Annotated in this window: 13 protein-coding genes; 8 read left to right on the forward strand and 5 right to left on the reverse strand. The window is 64.3% G+C overall.

Annotated elements, in window-relative coordinates:
• Nucleotides 1-46 precede the first annotated feature (46 nt).
• From NKI32_RS30200 to NKI32_RS30220, 5 genes are all read right to left on the reverse strand, one after another.
• On the reverse strand, nt 47-511 hold the full coding sequence (locus tag NKI32_RS30200; RefSeq protein WP_023687743.1) for a Ros/MucR family transcriptional regulator: 465 nt from the start codon (nt 509-511) through the stop codon (nt 47-49).
• Nucleotides 512-725: 214 nt separating this feature from the next.
• Nucleotides 726-1,439, reverse strand: a complete 714-nt coding sequence (locus NKI32_RS30205) for an ROK family protein (protein WP_023745386.1) — start codon at nt 1,437-1,439, stop codon at nt 726-728.
• Nucleotides 1,440-1,555: 116 nt separating this feature from the next.
• The gene (zwf, locus tag NKI32_RS30210; protein WP_352512748.1) at nt 1,556-2,929 is read right to left on the reverse strand and encodes a glucose-6-phosphate dehydrogenase; all 1,374 of its coding nucleotides are present in this window, start codon (nt 2,927-2,929) and stop codon (nt 1,556-1,558) included.
• 23 nt (nt 2,930-2,952) lie between these two features.
• Nucleotides 2,953-3,966, reverse strand: coding sequence for a phosphogluconate dehydrogenase (NAD(+)-dependent, decarboxylating) (gene gnd / locus NKI32_RS30215; RefSeq protein ID WP_023683928.1), 1,014 nt, complete (start codon nt 3,964-3,966; stop codon nt 2,953-2,955).
• A gap of 41 nt (nt 3,967-4,007) precedes the next feature.
• Nucleotides 4,008-6,428, reverse strand: coding sequence for a glucan 1,4-alpha-glucosidase (locus NKI32_RS30220; protein WP_353004994.1), 2,421 nt, complete (start codon nt 6,426-6,428; stop codon nt 4,008-4,010).
• 204 nt (nt 6,429-6,632) lie between these two features.
• On the opposite strand from NKI32_RS30220, the gene NKI32_RS30225 reads away from it, so the two are divergent.
• The 8 genes from NKI32_RS30225 (at nt 6,633) to NKI32_RS30260 (ending at nt 16,252) form a co-directional block, all read left to right on the forward strand.
• Entirely contained in the window at nt 6,633-7,646 is a 1,014-nt protein-coding gene (locus NKI32_RS30225; RefSeq protein WP_023683930.1) for an ABC transporter substrate-binding protein, read from the forward strand.
• A 48-nt stretch (nt 7,647-7,694) separates the two neighbouring features.
• The gene (locus NKI32_RS30230; protein ID WP_023732918.1) at nt 7,695-9,212 is read left to right on the forward strand and encodes a sugar ABC transporter ATP-binding protein; all 1,518 of its coding nucleotides are present in this window, start codon (nt 7,695-7,697) and stop codon (nt 9,210-9,212) included.
• Between the two features lies 1 nt (nt 9,213).
• Nucleotides 9,214-10,185: an ABC transporter permease gene (locus tag NKI32_RS30235; protein ID WP_023694460.1), complete on the forward strand. Its 972-nt coding sequence runs from the start codon at nt 9,214-9,216 to the stop codon at nt 10,183-10,185.
• Between the two features lie 2 nt (nt 10,186-10,187).
• Nucleotides 10,188-11,135, forward strand: a complete 948-nt coding sequence (locus NKI32_RS30240; protein ID WP_023698400.1) for an ABC transporter permease — start codon at nt 10,188-10,190, stop codon at nt 11,133-11,135.
• Nucleotides 11,136-11,261: 126 nt separating this feature from the next.
• Nucleotides 11,262-12,287 (forward strand): BMP family protein, encoded by a 1,026-nt coding sequence (locus NKI32_RS30245; RefSeq protein WP_023670460.1) that lies wholly within the window; start codon nt 11,262-11,264, stop codon nt 12,285-12,287.
• A 175-nt stretch (nt 12,288-12,462) separates the two neighbouring features.
• A complete protein-coding gene (locus tag NKI32_RS30250) occupies nt 12,463-13,974 on the forward strand; it encodes an ABC transporter ATP-binding protein (RefSeq protein WP_023710191.1) in 1,512 nt (503 codons plus the stop codon).
• 281 nt (nt 13,975-14,255) lie between these two features.
• A complete protein-coding gene (locus NKI32_RS30255) occupies nt 14,256-15,311 on the forward strand; it encodes an ABC transporter permease (protein WP_353004996.1) in 1,056 nt (351 codons plus the stop codon).
• Entirely contained in the window at nt 15,308-16,252 is a 945-nt protein-coding gene (locus NKI32_RS30260) for an ABC transporter permease (RefSeq protein ID WP_353004997.1), read from the forward strand. Before NKI32_RS30255 ends, NKI32_RS30260 begins: the two co-directional genes overlap by 4 nt.
• Nucleotides 16,253-16,480: the final 228 nt, after the last annotated feature.

Below are 16,480 nucleotides of genomic sequence, written 5' to 3' on the forward strand. Positions count from 1 at the left end.
TCCAGTCGTCCAAACGATTGGCTCAGGGCCGAGGCGCTGATCCCACTCAGGCCGGAACTTTGGCCTTCCGACCCTTGGCTTTCGCCGGCGCGGCCACTGCAGCCTTGCGGCCGAGGCCGATCGACTTGGCCAGCTCGGAGCGCGACGCCGCGTAGTTGGGGGCAACCATCGGATAGTCGGCCGGCAGGCCCCATTTGGTACGATAGGCTTCCGGCGTCAGGTTGAAATGGACGCCGAGATGGCGCTTCAGCGATTTGAATTTTTTGCCGTCCTCGAGGCAGATGATGTAATCCGGCGTCACCGACCGCTTGGGATTGACGGCCGGGATCTGCGGCGCCGCCACTGGGGCCGGCGGCTGGCTGAGCCCGCCGATCGACGCCGCAACGCTGGCGATGAGATCGCTCAGGCCGGCAACGGGCAAGCGGTTCTTCTCGACGTAAGCGGACACGATATGGGCGGTAAGCTCGAGCAGGTCGATGTCCTTGTCAGAGTCGTTGCTGTCGTCGGCCAATTTATCTCTCCGTCGCTATGGGGGTGGCGGAAACTCCCAGAGTGGTCCCAGCGGAGCCGGAAATCCGCTCTAGTCATTTGTCTTGCCGCATATGTGCGGTTGCGCCAGATGATTCCATCCGGTGCCACCGATCTAATCGCCAAATCTGCGTAACGCAATGACTTCGCATCGCGCCACACGTCATTTTGAACAACTATACTGAATTTTAATACTATCAGACGATGAGCGCCTTGTCGCGCCATAGTCGAAAACCGCCCTCGAAAGCGCGCGTATTGTCGCCGCGCCTGGATGTGGCGGGCAATTCATCCAGTCTGTCGACATTGCCGCCGCCGATCACGACATAATCCGGCTGCAGCGCCGCACGCAGCCGCCCGACGACGTCGAAAACGTATTTGCGCCATTTCTTCTTGCCGTATTTCTCCAGGCCGCGCTCGCCGACATAATCTTCGAAACTGCCGCCCTTGCGGTACGGCAGATGCGCCAGTTCCATCGGCTGGCCGACATTGTTGAGGATCATCGCCGCGCCCAGGCCGGTGCCGAGGCCGAGGAACAGCATGCGCCCGCCATCGTAGCTGCCGATCGCCTGCAGCAGCGCGTCGTTGACGACCTTGACCGGCTTGCCGAAGGCGGCGGCAAAATCGTAGCCGTCCCAGCCCTTGCCGAGATTGGCGGGATCGAGCGAAGGCCTGTTGTGCCTGACCGGGCCGGGATAGCCCATCGAGATCACGTCATAGGCCAGCCCTTCGGCCAGCGTCTTCACCGTGGCGACCATCTGCTGCGGTGTCAGGTCCGGTCCGGAATCGGCCCGGCGCATCTCGCCGCCTGCGCTGGTGAGGATTTTCACATGCGAGCCGCCGACATCGATCGTCAGTACGATCGGTTCGGCCTTGGCCTTCGCGGGCCTGGCTGCCTTGGCTGCCTTGGCCATGTCGTTTCCTCCGCTCACTTGGAGCATTCCCCGTTTCAGGGAAACGGGGAATGCTCCAACTCTTTGTTTTACGCAATTCCGGACGGAAAGACCGCTCGCACTTTTCCTGGAATTGCTCAACTCGGATTGATCCAGCCGTTGGGCGGCCCGAAGCTGGCCATGGCGTCGGCAGGCCCCCAGGTCTTCGGCTCATACATATGCGGCGGCGTGGTGTCGCCCAGCACCGGGCCGACGATGCGCCAGGCAAGCTCGCTGGCATCCTGGCGGGTGAACAATTGGCCATTGCCGTTCATGGCATCGCCGATCAGCCGCTCATAGGGCGGCATGTCGCCCTTCGAATCGTCCAGCGCGGTGAGCTCGACCTGCTCGCCGACCATGTCGTCGCCGGGCGCCTTGCGCTGCGCGCCGATCGAGATCGCCACCTGCGGGTCGATGCGGAAGCGCACGTAATTGGCGTCGCTGGGCTTGATCGGATCGAAGACGTCGAGCGGCGGCCGCTTCAGCCGCACGATCACTTCGGTCACATGCACCGGCATGTTCTTGCCGGTGCGGATGAAGAAGGGCACGTCCTGCCAGCGCCAGGTGTCGACCATGAAGCGCACCGCGGCAAAGGTTTCGACCGGCGAGTTCGGCTTCACGCCGGGTTCAGCGAGGTAGCCGGTGAACTGGCCGCGCACGACGTCGTCCTTGGTCAGCGTGCGGATGGCGCGCAGCACCTGCACCTTCTCGTCGATCAGATCGTCGGCCGAGCGGCCGACCGGCGGTTCCATGGCGAGCAGCAAAAGGATGTTGAGCAGATGGTTCTCGATCACGTCGCGGATAGCGCCGACATCGTCATAGAATTTGCCACGGCCTTCAACGCCGAAGTCCTCGGCCATGGTGATCTGTACGCTTTCGACGAAGTTGCGGTTCCAGATCGGCTCGAGAAAAGAATTGGCAAAGCGGAAATAGAGCAGGTTCTGGATCGCCTCCTTGCCGAGATAGTGGTCGATGCGGAAGATCGACTGCTCTTCGAACACCAGATGCAGCACGCGGTTCAGCCAGCGCGCCGATTGGAGATCGTGGCCGAACGGCTTTTCCACCATCAGCCGCGCGCCATGCGCGGTACCAGATTGCTCCAGCCCCTGGACAACGGTCTCGAACATGGTCGGCGGCACCGCCATATAGTGCAGCGGCCGCTGCGCCGAGCCGAGCGCCGTCTTCAGCTTCTCGAAGGTCGCGCCGTCGCGGTAGTCGCCGCTGACATAGCGCAGCAGATTGGCGAATTTGGCGAAGATCTTTTCGTCGATCTTGCCGACAGCGTTGACGATGCCGTCGCGGGCCCGCGCCTGCAATTGGTTGATGTCCCAGGCATCGAAGGCGACCCCGATCACCGGCTCGGTCAGCGTCCCCTTGGCTACCATCTGGTAGAGGGCCGGAAATATCTTCTTGTGGGCAAGGTCGCCGGTTGCTCCGAAGAGCACCAGCGTGTCGGACCGTTCCGGGCTCATCTTGCGCGTCTCCCCTGCGGCCTTCACTTGCCGGCCTTCGGCTTTTCGACATGGCCGCCAAAGGCATAGCGCATGGCCGACAGCAGCTTGTCGGCGAATTCGGATTCGCCCTGCGAGGAGAAGCGGTCGAACAAAGCCGAGGACAGAACCGGCGCCGGCACGCCGGTGTCGATCGCCGCCTTCAGCGTCCAGCGGCCTTCGCCGGAATCGGAGACGCGGCCGCCGAACTGGGCCAATGCCGGGTCGCTCTTCAGTGCGCCGGCGGTGAGGTCGAGCAGCCACGAGCCGATCACACTGCCATGGCGCCAGACCTCGGCCACTTGCGGCAGGTCGATGTCGAACTGATAGTATTGCGGGTTTTCCAAAGGGCTGGTCTCGGCGTCCGCCGTGCGCTGTCTTTTGCCGGCATTGGCCGATTTCAGGATGTTCATGCCTTCGGCGTAGGCGGCCATGACGCCATATTCGATGCCGTTGTGGATCATCTTGACGAAATGGCCGGCGCCGCTCGGTCCGCAATGCAGGTAGCCAAAGGGTGCGGTCCCGCCCGCCTTGTCGGGCGTGGCGCCGGCATCGGCGCCGGGCGCCAGCGTGGCGAAGATCGGATCGAGGTGTTTGACCGCCGTATCGGGGCCGCCGATCATCAGGCAGTAGCCGCGCTCCAAGCCCCAAACGCCGCCGCTGGTGCCGACATCGACATAGTGCAGGCCCTTGGCCGCAAGCTCGGCCGCCTGGTCGACAGCGTCGTGATAATAGGAATTGCCGCCGTCGATAATGATGTCGCCGGGCTCCATCAATGCTGCCACCTGGTCGGCGATCTTGCCGGTGATCGCCGCCGGCAGCATCAGCCAGGCGCTGCGCGGCTTGGAAAGCTTGCCGACGAACTCCTCCATCGATGCGGCGCCGATGGCGCCATCGGCAACCAGGGCGGCAACGCTTGCCGGGTTGATGTCGTAGACGACGCATTGATGGCCGTCGCGCATCAGGCGGCGCACCATGTTGGCGCCCATCCTGCCCAGTCCCATCATTCCGATCTGCATGGTGTTGTCCTAGTCGCTTGAGGAAAGAAATTGCTGGCGAGTTAGTTCTCAATGCCGACGGTGAAGTCGACATTCTCCCAACGGTCGCCGTCGGGCCAGAAAAAAGTGAAGACGATCGTATTACCTCGCGGAATATCGGTCACCGGCAGATCCGCCATATGGACGCCAAAGACATTCACGGACGTGTTGATTTCATGGCTGGTCTGCCACTGGTCGCCGCTCCAGCGGATCAGTGCCGGCTGCAGCAGTTCAACCCGCAGCGTCTTGCCGGCTTCCATGGTGCGCAGCCTGTTGTTGAAGCGCCATATCCTCAGCGGCGAGCCGGTCTTGTCCCTGACATAGCGCTTGACGCCTTGCGGCGGCATGTCGAAGACGGCGCCGTCGCGGAGCGAGCGCAACAGCTTGATGTGTTCCGAATGCGCCCAGACCAGCGGCATGGCGCTGCCCGACGGCTTGCCCAGCCACAATTCGCGCTCCGGTATGTCGGCGCCGTCCCAGACCTGTTCCGGCAGCAGACCGCCCACCCCAGCCGAAGCCTCGAATGTGTCGAGCAGGCTTGCCGCCTTGTCCTTGTTACCGGCGGCCAGCTCGTAGTGGGCGCGTTCGCCGGCCAGCAACGGCCAGGGTCGGCCCTGGCCGTTGCCGTCGAAGGGGGCGCCGTCGGCGTGTTCGCCATAACCGTCGCTGGTGTAGCGGTACCATAGAGGCCCTTGCGGCAGATCGCAGCGCAGTTGCGCGTCGATGATCTTGACCGTGCCGACGATGCGCGGATCGTCCGCGGCCCTGAGGCCGAAGCGGACCAGCGCCAGCGCGTCCGGGCTGACAATCGCTTCGGCCGGCTTGTCGGTATCGCCCGGCGGACGGTTCTTGATCGGTACGAAGCCGTCCTTCGGCGATGCGGCGCCTGAAGCGTCGGCCGGCGCGATGCGGATGTAGTACCCGTCGACGCCAGCCTCGTGGCACTCCGGTGTGCCGCTGACATAGGTCCAGCGCTCGATCTGGTCGTTCCAGCAATCTGCGACCTCGCGCAAATAGTTAGCCGGCTCGGGTTTGCCGTTGACGTCGAACAGATCGGCGGCGCCAAGCAGTGCCGATATTTCGACGGCGAGCGTGAATGGGCTGTAGCCCGCGTCCTCTTCCCAGCGGTCCTGCCCGGTGACGGGGCCATTGCGCACGATATAGGACGCTGCTTTCTCGACCATCGGCATGAAGGCGACGAGCTTTGCGCGCGGCAGGTGGCCGGCGCGGTGCAGCGCATCGGCAAGCAGCAGCGGGAAGGCGCATTCGTCCATCTGGATGCCCGGCCAATAGAGCGAGCCGTCGAGCCACACATTTTGTGGCCAGTGGCCGTCCGGCTGCTGGATGGAACGGAGATAGGCGAGGATCTCAAGCGCCTGCGCCGGATCGCCGGCGGCGAGGAAGCCGCCCGCAGTTTCGACGAGGTCGCGCGGCCAGACCAGATGATATCCGCCAAGGTCGTCGTCGCCCTTGCTGAACCCCCAAGGGATCGACAGGCTGGCGACGGCCGCACCGGGCCTCGCCAGCGACAGGTGTGTCGCCAGCACCGCTGTGCTGACGCGGTAGGTGTTGAGGCCGGATGCATCATGGTGGTCGAGCGCCGTCAGGCCTGCCTGCCATTTCCGCCATTTCGCGACATAGGCCTTTGCCGCCGGCTCAAACCCGCGTTTCAGGCTGGCGGCGGCGTTTTCGGCCGCTTCATCCGGCGTTGCCCCAAACCCAAGCGCAAGCAAGGCTTTGCTGTTGCGTAAGGAAAAGCCGATCTCGCCGGTCAGCGCGACATTGCCGTCCTCCGCCCTTTGGCAGGCCGGATCGAGCCGGCCGGCGCGGCTGAGTTGCTGCCAGCCGTCGGAAAAGCCTGCATAGCCGGCCGAGCAATCACCCCAGGGCAGCGAGGATGCAAGCGCCAGGCAGGTGCCGCGCCCGGACGCGAACAGCATCGGCCTCCCCTTGTGCTCGTCGGTCCAGGCGGTGTTGCCCATGCCGGCATTGACCAGATGCGGCGCCAGCAGGGCGTAGACGCGGTAGTCCGTGGCCACGCCTTCGAGTGCCGTGAAGCTGGTTTCATGCAGCAAGGCCGGGCGCGCCGGATCCGCCAGGATGCGCTTTTCGATCTGGTAACGCGCCGTCGCGTTGATCAGCCGGTAGGCGGGCACGCCGTCCTCGAACGGCTCGATGGCATGCGTGGCGTCACGCTTCTCCTCGGAGAACCAGCCGCCGGGACCGGTGACCAGCAGTCCCATGTCGCGCGTGCAGGCGCTGTCGAGGCCGGGATAGTAGACTTCATTGACGATGCCATGGCTGAGCGTGAACCAGACGCGGCTCGCCGGCGAAAGCGCGGCACCTACGCCGCTCTTGGCGCTTGACGTCCAGCGCGCCGGAATTCCGGGCGCGCCCATTCTTTTGGGTGCACTGGGGGGAAGGGTCGGCGGCGTCGCTGCCATGCATGGTCTCCTGGGCCCTTCCCTAGACCAGCAGGCGAAGGCTTTTCAATCATCGCACCTGAAGTTGATCGCCAAAGCGTAACCGATCGCAGTTGACAAGCGAACTCATCTGCATTTGTCTGACAATAGATAAAAAACAGGCAGCCAACGCCAAAACCATCAGCAGCAGTCGGCGGGGCCGACAATCCATGGGAGGATTATGACATGAAGAAACTGCTCGTCCTGAGCGCTCTGGCGGCGATGCTCGCCTCGGGCACGGCGCTTGCCGACACCAGCGGCAAGAAGATCGCCTTCTCCAACAATTACGCCGGCAATTCGTGGCGTCAGGCGATGCTCGACAGCTACGGCATCGTCACCAAGAAGGCGGTTGAGGATAAGATCGTCGGCGCCGCCGACATCTTCACCACCGCCGACAAGGAAGTGCCGACGCAGGCTGCCCAGGTGCAGAACCTGATCCTGCAGGGCTATGACGCCATCGTCATCAACGCCGCCTCGCCGGATGCGCTGAACGGCGCCATCAAGCAGGCCTGCGATGCCGGCATCGTCGTCGTCTCCTTCGACGGGACCGTCACCGAACCTTGCGCCTACCGCGTCGTCGTCGACTTCAAGGACATGGGCAAGCAGGAAGTCGAGCAGATGGCCAAATTCCAGCCCAAGGGCGGCAATCTCCTGGAAATCCGCGGCCTTGCCGGCACCTCGATCGACGATGCCATCCATGCCGGCATCCTCGAAGGCGTCGCCGCCCATCCCGAGTTCAAGATCGTCGGTTCGGTGACCGGCGACTGGGACCAGACGACGGCGCAGAAGGCAGTCGCGACGATCCTGCCTTCGCTGCCCGACATCGTCGGCATCGTCGACCAGGGCGGTGACGGTTATGGCGCGGCACAAGCCTTTGCCGCCGCAGGCAAGCCGCGTCCGACCATCATCATGGGCAACCGCCAGGACGAGCTGAAATGGTGGAAGGAGCAGAAGGACAAGGACGGCTACCAGACCTGGTCGGCTTCGATAGCGCCCGGCGTGTCGTCGCTGGCCTTCTGGGTGGCGCAGCAGGTGCTCGACGGCCGCACGGACATTCCGCATGACCTTTTGGTGCCGTATCTCGCCTTTACCCAGGACAATTTCGAGACCGAGCTGCCGAAAATCAAGGAGGGCGGCGTCGCCACCCACGAATACAGCCAGGAAGACGCAATCGCGGCGATCAAAGCCAATATCAAGTGATGCATTGCATTCATTGCCAGCGGCATGACCGACCGGATATCGTTGAGCATGCCTGAGGCCAATACGGACATCATCAGACTGGGCGGCGCCGAAAAACATTTCGGCGCCGCCCATTTGGACATCATCAGGCTGAACGGCGCCGAAAAACATTTCGGCGCCGTTCGGGCGCTTAACGGCGTCGACTTCCATGTTGTATCAGGCGAATGCGTCGGGCTGGTCGGCCACAACGGAGCCGGCAAATCGACGCTGATGCATATGGTGGCCGGTACGCTGCAGCCCGATGGCGGTGAGATCGCGGTGCGTGGCAATGCCGAAACCGACTACTCGGTGGCGCGCGCGCTGAAACTCGGCATACGCTGCGTGTTCCAGGAACTGTCGCTCTGCCCTAACCTCAGTATCGCGGAGAATACGCGCATCAACCATCCGGCGCTCACCGGCTTCGGCTGGCGACGCAAGGCGGCTGCTCTCATTGCCGCCAAGCTGGACGAAATCTTTCCGGATCACGGCATCTCGGCAGACGACATTGCCGGCGATCTCTCCATCGGCCGGCGGCAGATGGTCGAGGTGGCGCGCGCCTTCACGGTGACGCGCGATCCGCTCGACTTGGTCATTCTCGACGAGCCGACCTCTTCGCTGGACGCGCATACTGCGGGCCAGCTGCTTGCCTTCGTGCGCCGTTTCGTAGCCACCGGGGGCAGCTGCATCCTGATCTCGCATGTGCTGGGCGAGGTGCTGCAGAATGCCGACCGCATCGTGGTCATGCGCGACGGCAAGGTGGTCGCCACGGACGTTGCAAAAGCGTTCGACCGCGACCGGCTGGTGGCCACCATGGGCGGCGCGGAAGCGCGCGAGAAGATCGCGGCGGAGATCGCCGCCAGGCCGGCGGCGGGCCCGCTCAGGGTGCGGGCGCGGCCCGAGCGGCAGCAGGACGGCAAGGAGCTTGTCGCTCGCGCCGGCGAGATCATCGGGCTTGCCGGGCTTGCCGGCCATGGCCAGACCGACCTGTTGCTGGCGATCTTTGCCGCCGCGACGCGTAGAAGGCTTGATATCGAGGTGACCGCCCCGGTGGCGCTGGTGGCCGGAGACCGCCAATCGGACGGCATTTTCCCGCAATGGTCTATTGCCGAAAACATCGGCATCCGCTCGCTGGCGCGGCTGCGCAAAGGGTTGCTGATCTCGCCGCAGCGCGAGGCCGAGCTTGCTGAGTTTTGGAAGCAGAAGATCGGCATCCGCACGCCTGACATGACCAACAACATCTTCTCGCTGTCCGGCGGCAACCAGCAGAAGGCGCTGTTTGCCCGCGCACTGGGTTCCGATGCGCAGATCGTGCTGATGGACGATCCGATGCGCGGCGTGGACATCGGCACCAAGCTCGAGGTCTACGATCTCGTGCGCGAGGAGGCGGCCAAGGGCCGGACCTTCCTCTGGTACACCACCGAGACCGAAGAGCTCGACAATTGCGACCACATCCATGTCTTCAAGAACGGCCGCATCGTCGCCAATCTCACGCGCGACGAGCTGACCGAGGAAAAGATCATCCAGTCCTCATTCGGCGACGCGGCCTGAGATGACGGCAGTCGCTCCCGGCCCTACGTCCTCGCCGCGCAGCAGCGCGGCCCGCGCGCGCCTGCTGCGCAGCCTGTTGCCGGCGCTGTCGCTGGCGCTGGTGGTTATCGCCATCGCCTGGCTCAACCCACGCGCCATCAGCTATTTCGGCTTCAGCTTGATGTTGAACCTCGCTATTCCGATCGCGCTGGCGACGATCGCCCAGATGTTCGTCATCGCCGGCAATGAGCTCGATCTGTCGATCGGCACCTTTGTCGGCTTTGTCGGCTGCGTCACCGCGACCTGGCTGAAGGACGCGCCGCTGCTCGGCGTGATCATCCTGCTCGGCTCCATAGGCGTTTATGCGCTGCTCGGCGCACTGATCCATCTGCGCAATCTGCCGTCGATCGTGGTGACGCTGGGCATGAGCTTCGTCTGGCAGGGACTTGCCATTCTGGTGCTGCCCAAGCCCGGTGGCAAGGCGCCGGACTGGCTCTTGTCGCTGATGGCCTTCAAGCCGCCCTTCATTCCGTTCCCTATCATCGCCGCGCTGGCGATCGCAGCGGTGGTGCATTTTGGGCTGATGCGCACCTCCTATGGCGTCATCCTGCGGGGATCCGGCGGCAATCCGGCGGCGCTCAGGCGCGCTGGCTGGTCGCTGCTTCGAACCAAGATCGTGCTGTTTGCGCTGACCGGCCTATTCGGCGTTCTGTCCGGCATGGCGCTGATCGGCATCACCACCTCGGCCGACGCCAATATCGGCAATGGCTACACGCTGCTGGCGATCGCCGGCGTCATTCTCGGCGGCGGCGAGTTCGTCGGCGGCCGGGTGTCGCCGATCGGCGCCGTGCTCGGCGCGCTGACACTGGCGCTGGCGGCATCGCCTCTGCTCACCTTCATGCACATTCCGCCGGACTGGCAGGTCGCGGCCAACGGCGCCATCCTGATCATCGTGCTGGCAGCCCGCGTCCTGATCAGCCGCAGGGAGAGGTAGCGATGACGCTGGTTAAATCGCTTGTCGCCAAACCCTGGATCTGGTCGTTCATCGGCGCGATGTTCGTCTGGCTGGCGACCATCGCTTTCACCGGCGGCTATGGCGGCGGCGGCATGATCACGGCGGCACTTTCGCTTGCCGTGTTCACCGTGATCGTCGGCGTCGGCCAAATGTTCGTCATCACGCTCGGGCCAGGCAATGTCGACCTGTCGCTGCCGGCCAATATCGGGCTCGCCAGTGCCGTCGCCATGAAGGTCATGGGCGGCAGCGATTCCATGATCGTGGTCGGGCTGCTCGCCGCGCTCGCCTGCGGCGCTGCCATCGGTGCCGTCAACTATCTCCTGATCTGGGCGCTGAGGATCCCGCCGATCATCGCCACTCTGTCGGCCAGCTTCATCATCCAGTCGATCGACATCAGCTATGGGCGTGGCCTGCAGATCAAGCCGCCGCCCGGCTTTGCCGATTTTGCCAACTGGCAAATCCTGGGCATTCCAGTGCTGGCGATCCTTACCGTATTGTTCACCATCGGTGCGGCCATCGCCTTGCAGCGCATGATCTATGGCCGCTCGGTGCTGGCGATCGGCCAGAACATCCGCGCCGCGTGGCTTGCCGGCGTCAATGTCGGCCGCACCCGCTTCCTCACTTACACGCTGTCGGGCGCGCTCGGCGGCATGGACGGGGCGCTGCTCGCCGGCTATTTCCGCGGCGCCAATGTCGATATCGGCAACGAGTACCTGCTGGCCTCGATCGCCGTCGTCGTCATCGGCGGCACCTCGGTCGCCGGCGGCAAGGCCAATGTTCCCGGTGTCTGGGGCGCGGCGCTGTTCCTGGTGCTGCTTCTGACCATGCTCAACACGTTCGGCGTCAGCGCCGGCGTTCGGCTGTTGCTGACCGGGCTGATCATCGTCGGCGTCATCACCGTAGCCGGTGGCGAGAAGGCGGTACGCTAGCGCCGGCTCCTGCCAGCGACACGGCCAAATTTGACCATGTGGACAAAAGTCCGCACCCGTTCCATAGTTCCGCGTCTGATTTCGGAACAGCCGGCTCGACACGGCTGTCAAACAGAGGGGCACTAGATGGAAAACCGGAAAAACAAATCGCAATCGACCGGCCTGTCGCGGCGCGACGTGCTGGAACTCGGCGCACTTGGCCTGGCCGCAGCCATGCTGCCGGGTGCAGCCTTCGCCAAGGACAAGAAGCTGAAGGTGGCGGCGATCTTCGCCACGCCGATCGAGGAGCCGTGGGACAACCAGATCCACGTCGCCCTTCAGAAGGCCGAGAAGGAACTCGGCATTGAATACAAATGGTCGGAAAAGGTGCAGACCGCCGATTTCAGCCGCGTCATGCGCGAATATGCGCAAGGCGGGTATCAGCTGGTGCTGGGCGACGCCTTCGCCGCCGAGCGTGAATCGCGCCGCACGGCAAAGCAGTTCCCGAAGACGGCATGGCTGTTCGGCTCGGGCGCCGGGCCGGCCGAGCCCAATTTCGGCGTCTTCGACAACTGGATCCACGAGCCGGCCTACCTCTCCGGCATGATCGCCGGCAAGATGTCGAAGTCGGGCACGATCGGCGCGGTGGCGGCCATGGGCATTCCGGAAGTGAACCGGCTGGTCAACGCCTTCTTTGCCGGCGCCAAGGAGGTCAATCCCAACATCAAGAAGAAGGTCGCCTTCATTGGCTCGTTCTTCGATCCGCCCAAGGCCAAGGAAGCGGCGGTCGCCCAGATCGATGCCGGCGTCGATGTCATCTATGCGGAGCGCTTCGGCGTCATCGAGGCGGCGGTGGACAAGAAGATCCTCGCCATCTCCAACATGTCCGACCAGTCGAGCCTCGGCCCCGACACGGTCATAACCGGGCCGGTCTGGGACATGTATCCGACGGTCGAGCAGGCGATCAAGCTGGTCAAGGCCGGTGTCTTCACCGCGCAGGACTATGGCGATTTCTCGCGCATGGCCAAGGGCGGGTCGTTCCTGGCGCCCTACCATAAATTCGACAAGACGCTGCCGGCGGATGTGAAGGATCTGGTCGAGAAGAAGAAGGCCGAGATCCTGGAAGGCAATTTCCGGGTGGATGTGGATGAGAACACGCCGGTTTCGGATTAGCTCGGCGCACCCCCTCCCCCTTGAGGGGAGGGTGGCCCGCAGGGCCGGGTGGGGTCCTCCGCGAAGTGCTCCATCCTGCTAAGTCATGGGTTGAGGCAGTTGAGGTGACCCCACCCGCCTCGCTTCGCTAGGCACCCTCCCCTCGAGGGGGAGGGGTATCTCCGCAGGAGCATCCTTGTCCGCCCCTCTCATCGAAATGCGCGGCATCACCAAGAGCTTCGGCGCCGTCAAGGCGAATGAGGCTGTCGATCTAAGCGTCGCCCCAGGTGAGATCCTCGGCCTGCTGGGCGAAAACGGCGCCGGCAAGACGACGCTGATGAATGTGCTGTTCGGCGCCTATGCGCCGGATGCCGGCGAAATTCTTATCCAGGGCAAGACCGTGCGGATCACCAGTTCGGCCGATGCGCTGGCCGCCGGCATCGGCATGGTGCACCAGCATTTTCATTTGGCGCCAAGGCTGACGGTCCTGGAAAACCTTCTGATTGGCATTCCCGGCAAATCCGGCCGCATCGACCGCGCCGGCGGACTTGCCCGGTTGTCCGACATCAGCCGTCAGCATGGGCTGACGCTGGACCCCAACCTGCCTGTCTCCGCGCTGTCGGTCGGCGAGCAGCAGCGGCTCGAAATCGTCAAGGCGCTGTTTCGCGGCGCCAGGCTGTTAATCCTCGACGAGCCGACGGCGGTGTTGGCGCCGGGCGAGGTCGACGGGCTGTTTTCGGCGCTGCGCTCGATGGCGGCGCAGGGGCTCGGCATCATCTTCATCTCGCATAAATTGAACGAGGTGCGGGCGCTCACCCATCGCTGCACCGTATTGCGGCACGGCCGCGTCGCCGGCCGTGTCGACGATCCGGCGAACACGACATCGGCAGAAATGGCGCAGCTGATGTGCGGCCATGAGATCGTGCCGCCGGCAAGAGGACCTTCGACCCCAGGCGCGGCGGTGCTGACGCTCGACGGTATTTCCACCTCACGGCATTCGGGGACGCCGCTGCGCGATGTATCGCTTGCCGTTCGCGCGGGCGAAATCCTCGGCATTGCCGGGGTCTCCGGCAATGGCCAGCGGGCGCTGGCCGAGGTGATTTCCGGCACGCGCGCGCCCGACGCCGGCGCGATGACGATAGCCGGCAAACCTGTTACGCGGTTCTCGCCGCGCGAGGTGCAGGCGCTCGGCCTTGGCCGCATCCCGGAAGACCGTATGACGACCGGGCTGGTCACCAATCTGCCGCTCGCCGATTCCATGGTGTTGCCGCGCATTGGTACTGCGGCTTTCAGCAGCCGGGGCCTGCTCAAGCCAGATGCGATCCGCGCCTTCGCCGAAGAACAGATCAAGGCCTATGACATCAGGTGCCCCGGGCCGATGACCCGCGCCGGCGCGCTGTCGGGCGGCAATCTGCAGAAGGCGCTGCTGGCGCGCGAACTGGCTTTCGACCCGAAGGTGCTGATCGTCTCGCAGCCGACGCGCGGCCTCGACATCGGTGCCGCCCGCTTCATCCACGAAAAATTCCTCGACATGCGCGCCAAGGGCTGTGGGATCATCGTCATCGGCGAGGATCTCGAAGAGCTGCTGGTGCTCTGCGACCGCATCGCGGTGATGTATGAGGGCCGCATCGCCGGCACGCTGGACAGCGCCGATGCGACCATCGCGCGGCTTGGGCTGCTGATGACCGGGGCGGAGGGCAGAGCCTAGATGGACTTTCTCACTCGGTTCCTCGCAGAAACCTCAAATAATACTGCCCGCTTTTGGCTGACTTTAAGCGTCAGCGCTGCCCCTCACCTGCCCGCCGGCATCCTCTCCCCGTATAGAGACGGGGAGAGGGGCTCTCACCCATGGTTTCGCCAATCACCACAGCTGCAAGAGGGGAGTTGCATAGGGCCCAGATCCCTTCTCCCCGTGTCTATACGGGGAGAAGGTGCCGGCAGGCGGATGAAGGGCGGCGCGACCGTCTGGGCGGCGGAGGGGCATAGCTGATGTTCCGCCTCGAAGCCCGCAGTTCCGCCCCCGCCTGGTTCAATCTCGCTTTGCCGCTGCTGGCCATCGGCGCAGCGCTGGTCCTGTGCAGCGGCCTCATCGCGCTGGCCGGCGCCGGCGTGCTTGAGGCCTATGGCGTGATGCTGTCGGCCTCGTTCGGCGACAGCTATGCCATCACCGAAACGCTGGTGCGCGCCGCCCCGATGATCTTCACCGGGCTGGCTGTGGCCGTCGCCTTCCGGGCCAAATTCTGGAACATCGGCGCCGAGGGCCAATTGCTGGCGGGCGCCGTGGCCAGCTGCTTCGTCGGCGCCATCCCAATGCCGGGCGCGCTGGCGATCCTGTCGATGGCGCTGGCGGGCGCTGCTGCCGGTGCCGCGGTAGCGCTGGTGCCCGCGACGCTCAGGGTCAAATTCAAGGTGGACGACGTCGTCAGCTCGCTGCTGCTCAACTCGGTCATCTACTATGCGCTGATGGCGCTGATCGAGGGGCCGTGGAAGGACTCGTTCAGCGGCTATCCGATCTCGCCGCCGATCGAGGATTCGGCGAATTTTCCGGTGCTGCTTGAAGGCACAAGGCTGCATCTGGGTGTCATCGCCGCGTTGATCGGGGCCCCGTTGATCTGGTTCCTGATCGTGCGCACCACGCTCGGCTTCCGGATCAGGGTCACCGGCGAAAGCCCGGAAGCCGCCCGCTATGGCGGCATACATGTCGAGCGGGTGCTGATCTCGACGGCGCTGCTGTCGGGCGCGCTGGCCGGGCTTGCCGGCGTCGGCGAGGTCGGCGGCGTGCATTTCCAGGTGATGAGCGACATTTCGCCGGGCTATGGCTATTCCGGCATCGTCGTTGCCATGCTGGCCAGGCTCAATCCGCTCGGCGTCGTACCGGCGGCGATCTTCCTGGCCGCCGTGATGACCGGCGCCGAAGCGATGTCGCGCGCCACCGGCGTGCCGGCGTTCCTCAGCGATGTCATCCAGGGCACGGCGCTGCTCGCCATGCTGGTGGCGCTGCTGTTCACGGCCTATCGCTTCCGCCGCGTCGGTGCCGCCTTATGAGCGCGGTGTTCGAACAGATTTTTCAGGTCGGCTTCCTCGCCGCCATTATCCGCATCGCCACGCCGCTGGCATTTGCCACGCTGGGCGAAATGTTCTCCGAGCGGGCCGGCGTGCTCAATCTCGGTATCGAAGGCATCATGCTGCTCTGCGCGATGACCGGCTTCACCGCCGCCAGCCTCAGCGGCAGCCTGTGGCTCGGCGTGCTGGCCGCAGTGTTGACCGGCATGGCGATGAGCGCGCTGCATGCGCTGTTCACCGTGGCGCTCGGCCTCAGCCAGCATGTCTGCGGCATCGGCGTCACCCTGTTCTCGTCGGGCCTTGCCTATTTCCTCTACCGGCTGATCTTCGGCCAGCAATCGGTGCCGCCCAGCATCAAGGGTTTTCAGACGGTGCCGATCCCGCTGCTGTCGGATATTCCGGTTCTGGGGTCAGCGGTGTTCAACCAGTTTTCGCTGGTCTACTTGGCAATCATCGCCATCCCGCTCGCTGCTTTCGTGCTCTACCGCACGCCTTGGGGGCTGTCGGTGCGGATGGTCGGCGAGAACCCGCGCGCCGCTGATTCCGCTGGGGTGAGCGTCATCGCCACGCGCTTCCAGGCGGTCATCCTCGGCGGTGCGCTGATGGGGCTTGCGGGCGCCTTCCTCACCATGGCACAGTTCAACGCCTTCACCTTTGGTGTCGTGTCGGGCCGTGGCTGGGTGGCGATCGCGCTGGTCGTGTTCGGCCGCTGGGACCCGTGGCGCTCTGCGGGCGCGGCGCTGCTGTTCGCCTTCGTCGATGCGCTACAATTGCGCATGCAGGCGAGCGGCCTCGGGCATATTCCCTATGAGGCGTTCTTGATGCTGCCCTTCATTTTCACCATCGTCGCGATGGCCGTGATGTCACGCAACGCGGTTGCGCCGTCGGCGCTGCTGAAGCCGTTTCGACGAGAAGAGCGGTAAGCGAGTAGGACTTGGCGCCCTTCCTCTCCCCCCGGGGGGAGAGGTGGCGCTGCGAAGCAGCGACGGGTAGTGTGCTGAGAGTTCTGCAAATTCGCTGAGAGAGGGCGGTCATGGCAGGCTGGTGATGTTCAACGTCACCGATTCCTGGAAGGAACGCCACCATGACCAAGACAGAAGGTAAATCGACCAGCGCTGCCGTCAAAGACATTCTGCTTTCGAACCCGGAGG

It is taken from the genome of Mesorhizobium sp. M0761 (genome assembly GCF_040320205.1).
GTDB lineage: Bacteria > Pseudomonadota > Alphaproteobacteria > Rhizobiales > Rhizobiaceae > Mesorhizobium.

Excerpts from the sequence above, each read along its gene's own strand:
- NKI32_RS30205 (WP_023745386.1), bottom strand. The coding sequence starts at position 1,439 with ATGGCCAAGGCAGCCAAGGCAGCCAGGCCCGCGAAGGCCAAGGCCGAA.
- zwf (WP_352512748.1), bottom strand. The coding sequence starts at position 2,929 with ATGAGCCCGGAACGGTCCGACACGCTGGTGCTCTTCGGAGCAACCGGC.
- gnd (WP_023683928.1), bottom strand. The coding sequence starts at position 3,966 with ATGCAGATCGGAATGATGGGACTGGGCAGGATGGGCGCCAACATGGTG.
- NKI32_RS30220 (WP_353004994.1), bottom strand. The coding sequence starts at position 6,428 with ATGGCAGCGACGCCGCCGACCCTTCCCCCCAGTGCACCCAAAAGAATG.
- NKI32_RS30225 (WP_023683930.1), top strand. The coding sequence starts at position 6,633 with ATGAAGAAACTGCTCGTCCTGAGCGCTCTGGCGGCGATGCTCGCCTCG.
- NKI32_RS30230 (WP_023732918.1), top strand. The coding sequence starts at position 7,695 with ATGCCTGAGGCCAATACGGACATCATCAGACTGGGCGGCGCCGAAAAA.
- NKI32_RS30235 (WP_023694460.1), top strand. The coding sequence starts at position 9,214 with ATGACGGCAGTCGCTCCCGGCCCTACGTCCTCGCCGCGCAGCAGCGCG.
- NKI32_RS30240 (WP_023698400.1), top strand. The coding sequence starts at position 10,188 with ATGACGCTGGTTAAATCGCTTGTCGCCAAACCCTGGATCTGGTCGTTC.
- NKI32_RS30245 (WP_023670460.1), top strand. The coding sequence starts at position 11,262 with ATGGAAAACCGGAAAAACAAATCGCAATCGACCGGCCTGTCGCGGCGC.
- NKI32_RS30255 (WP_353004996.1), top strand. The coding sequence starts at position 14,256 with ATGTTCCGCCTCGAAGCCCGCAGTTCCGCCCCCGCCTGGTTCAATCTC.
- NKI32_RS30260 (WP_353004997.1), top strand. The coding sequence starts at position 15,308 with ATGAGCGCGGTGTTCGAACAGATTTTTCAGGTCGGCTTCCTCGCCGCC.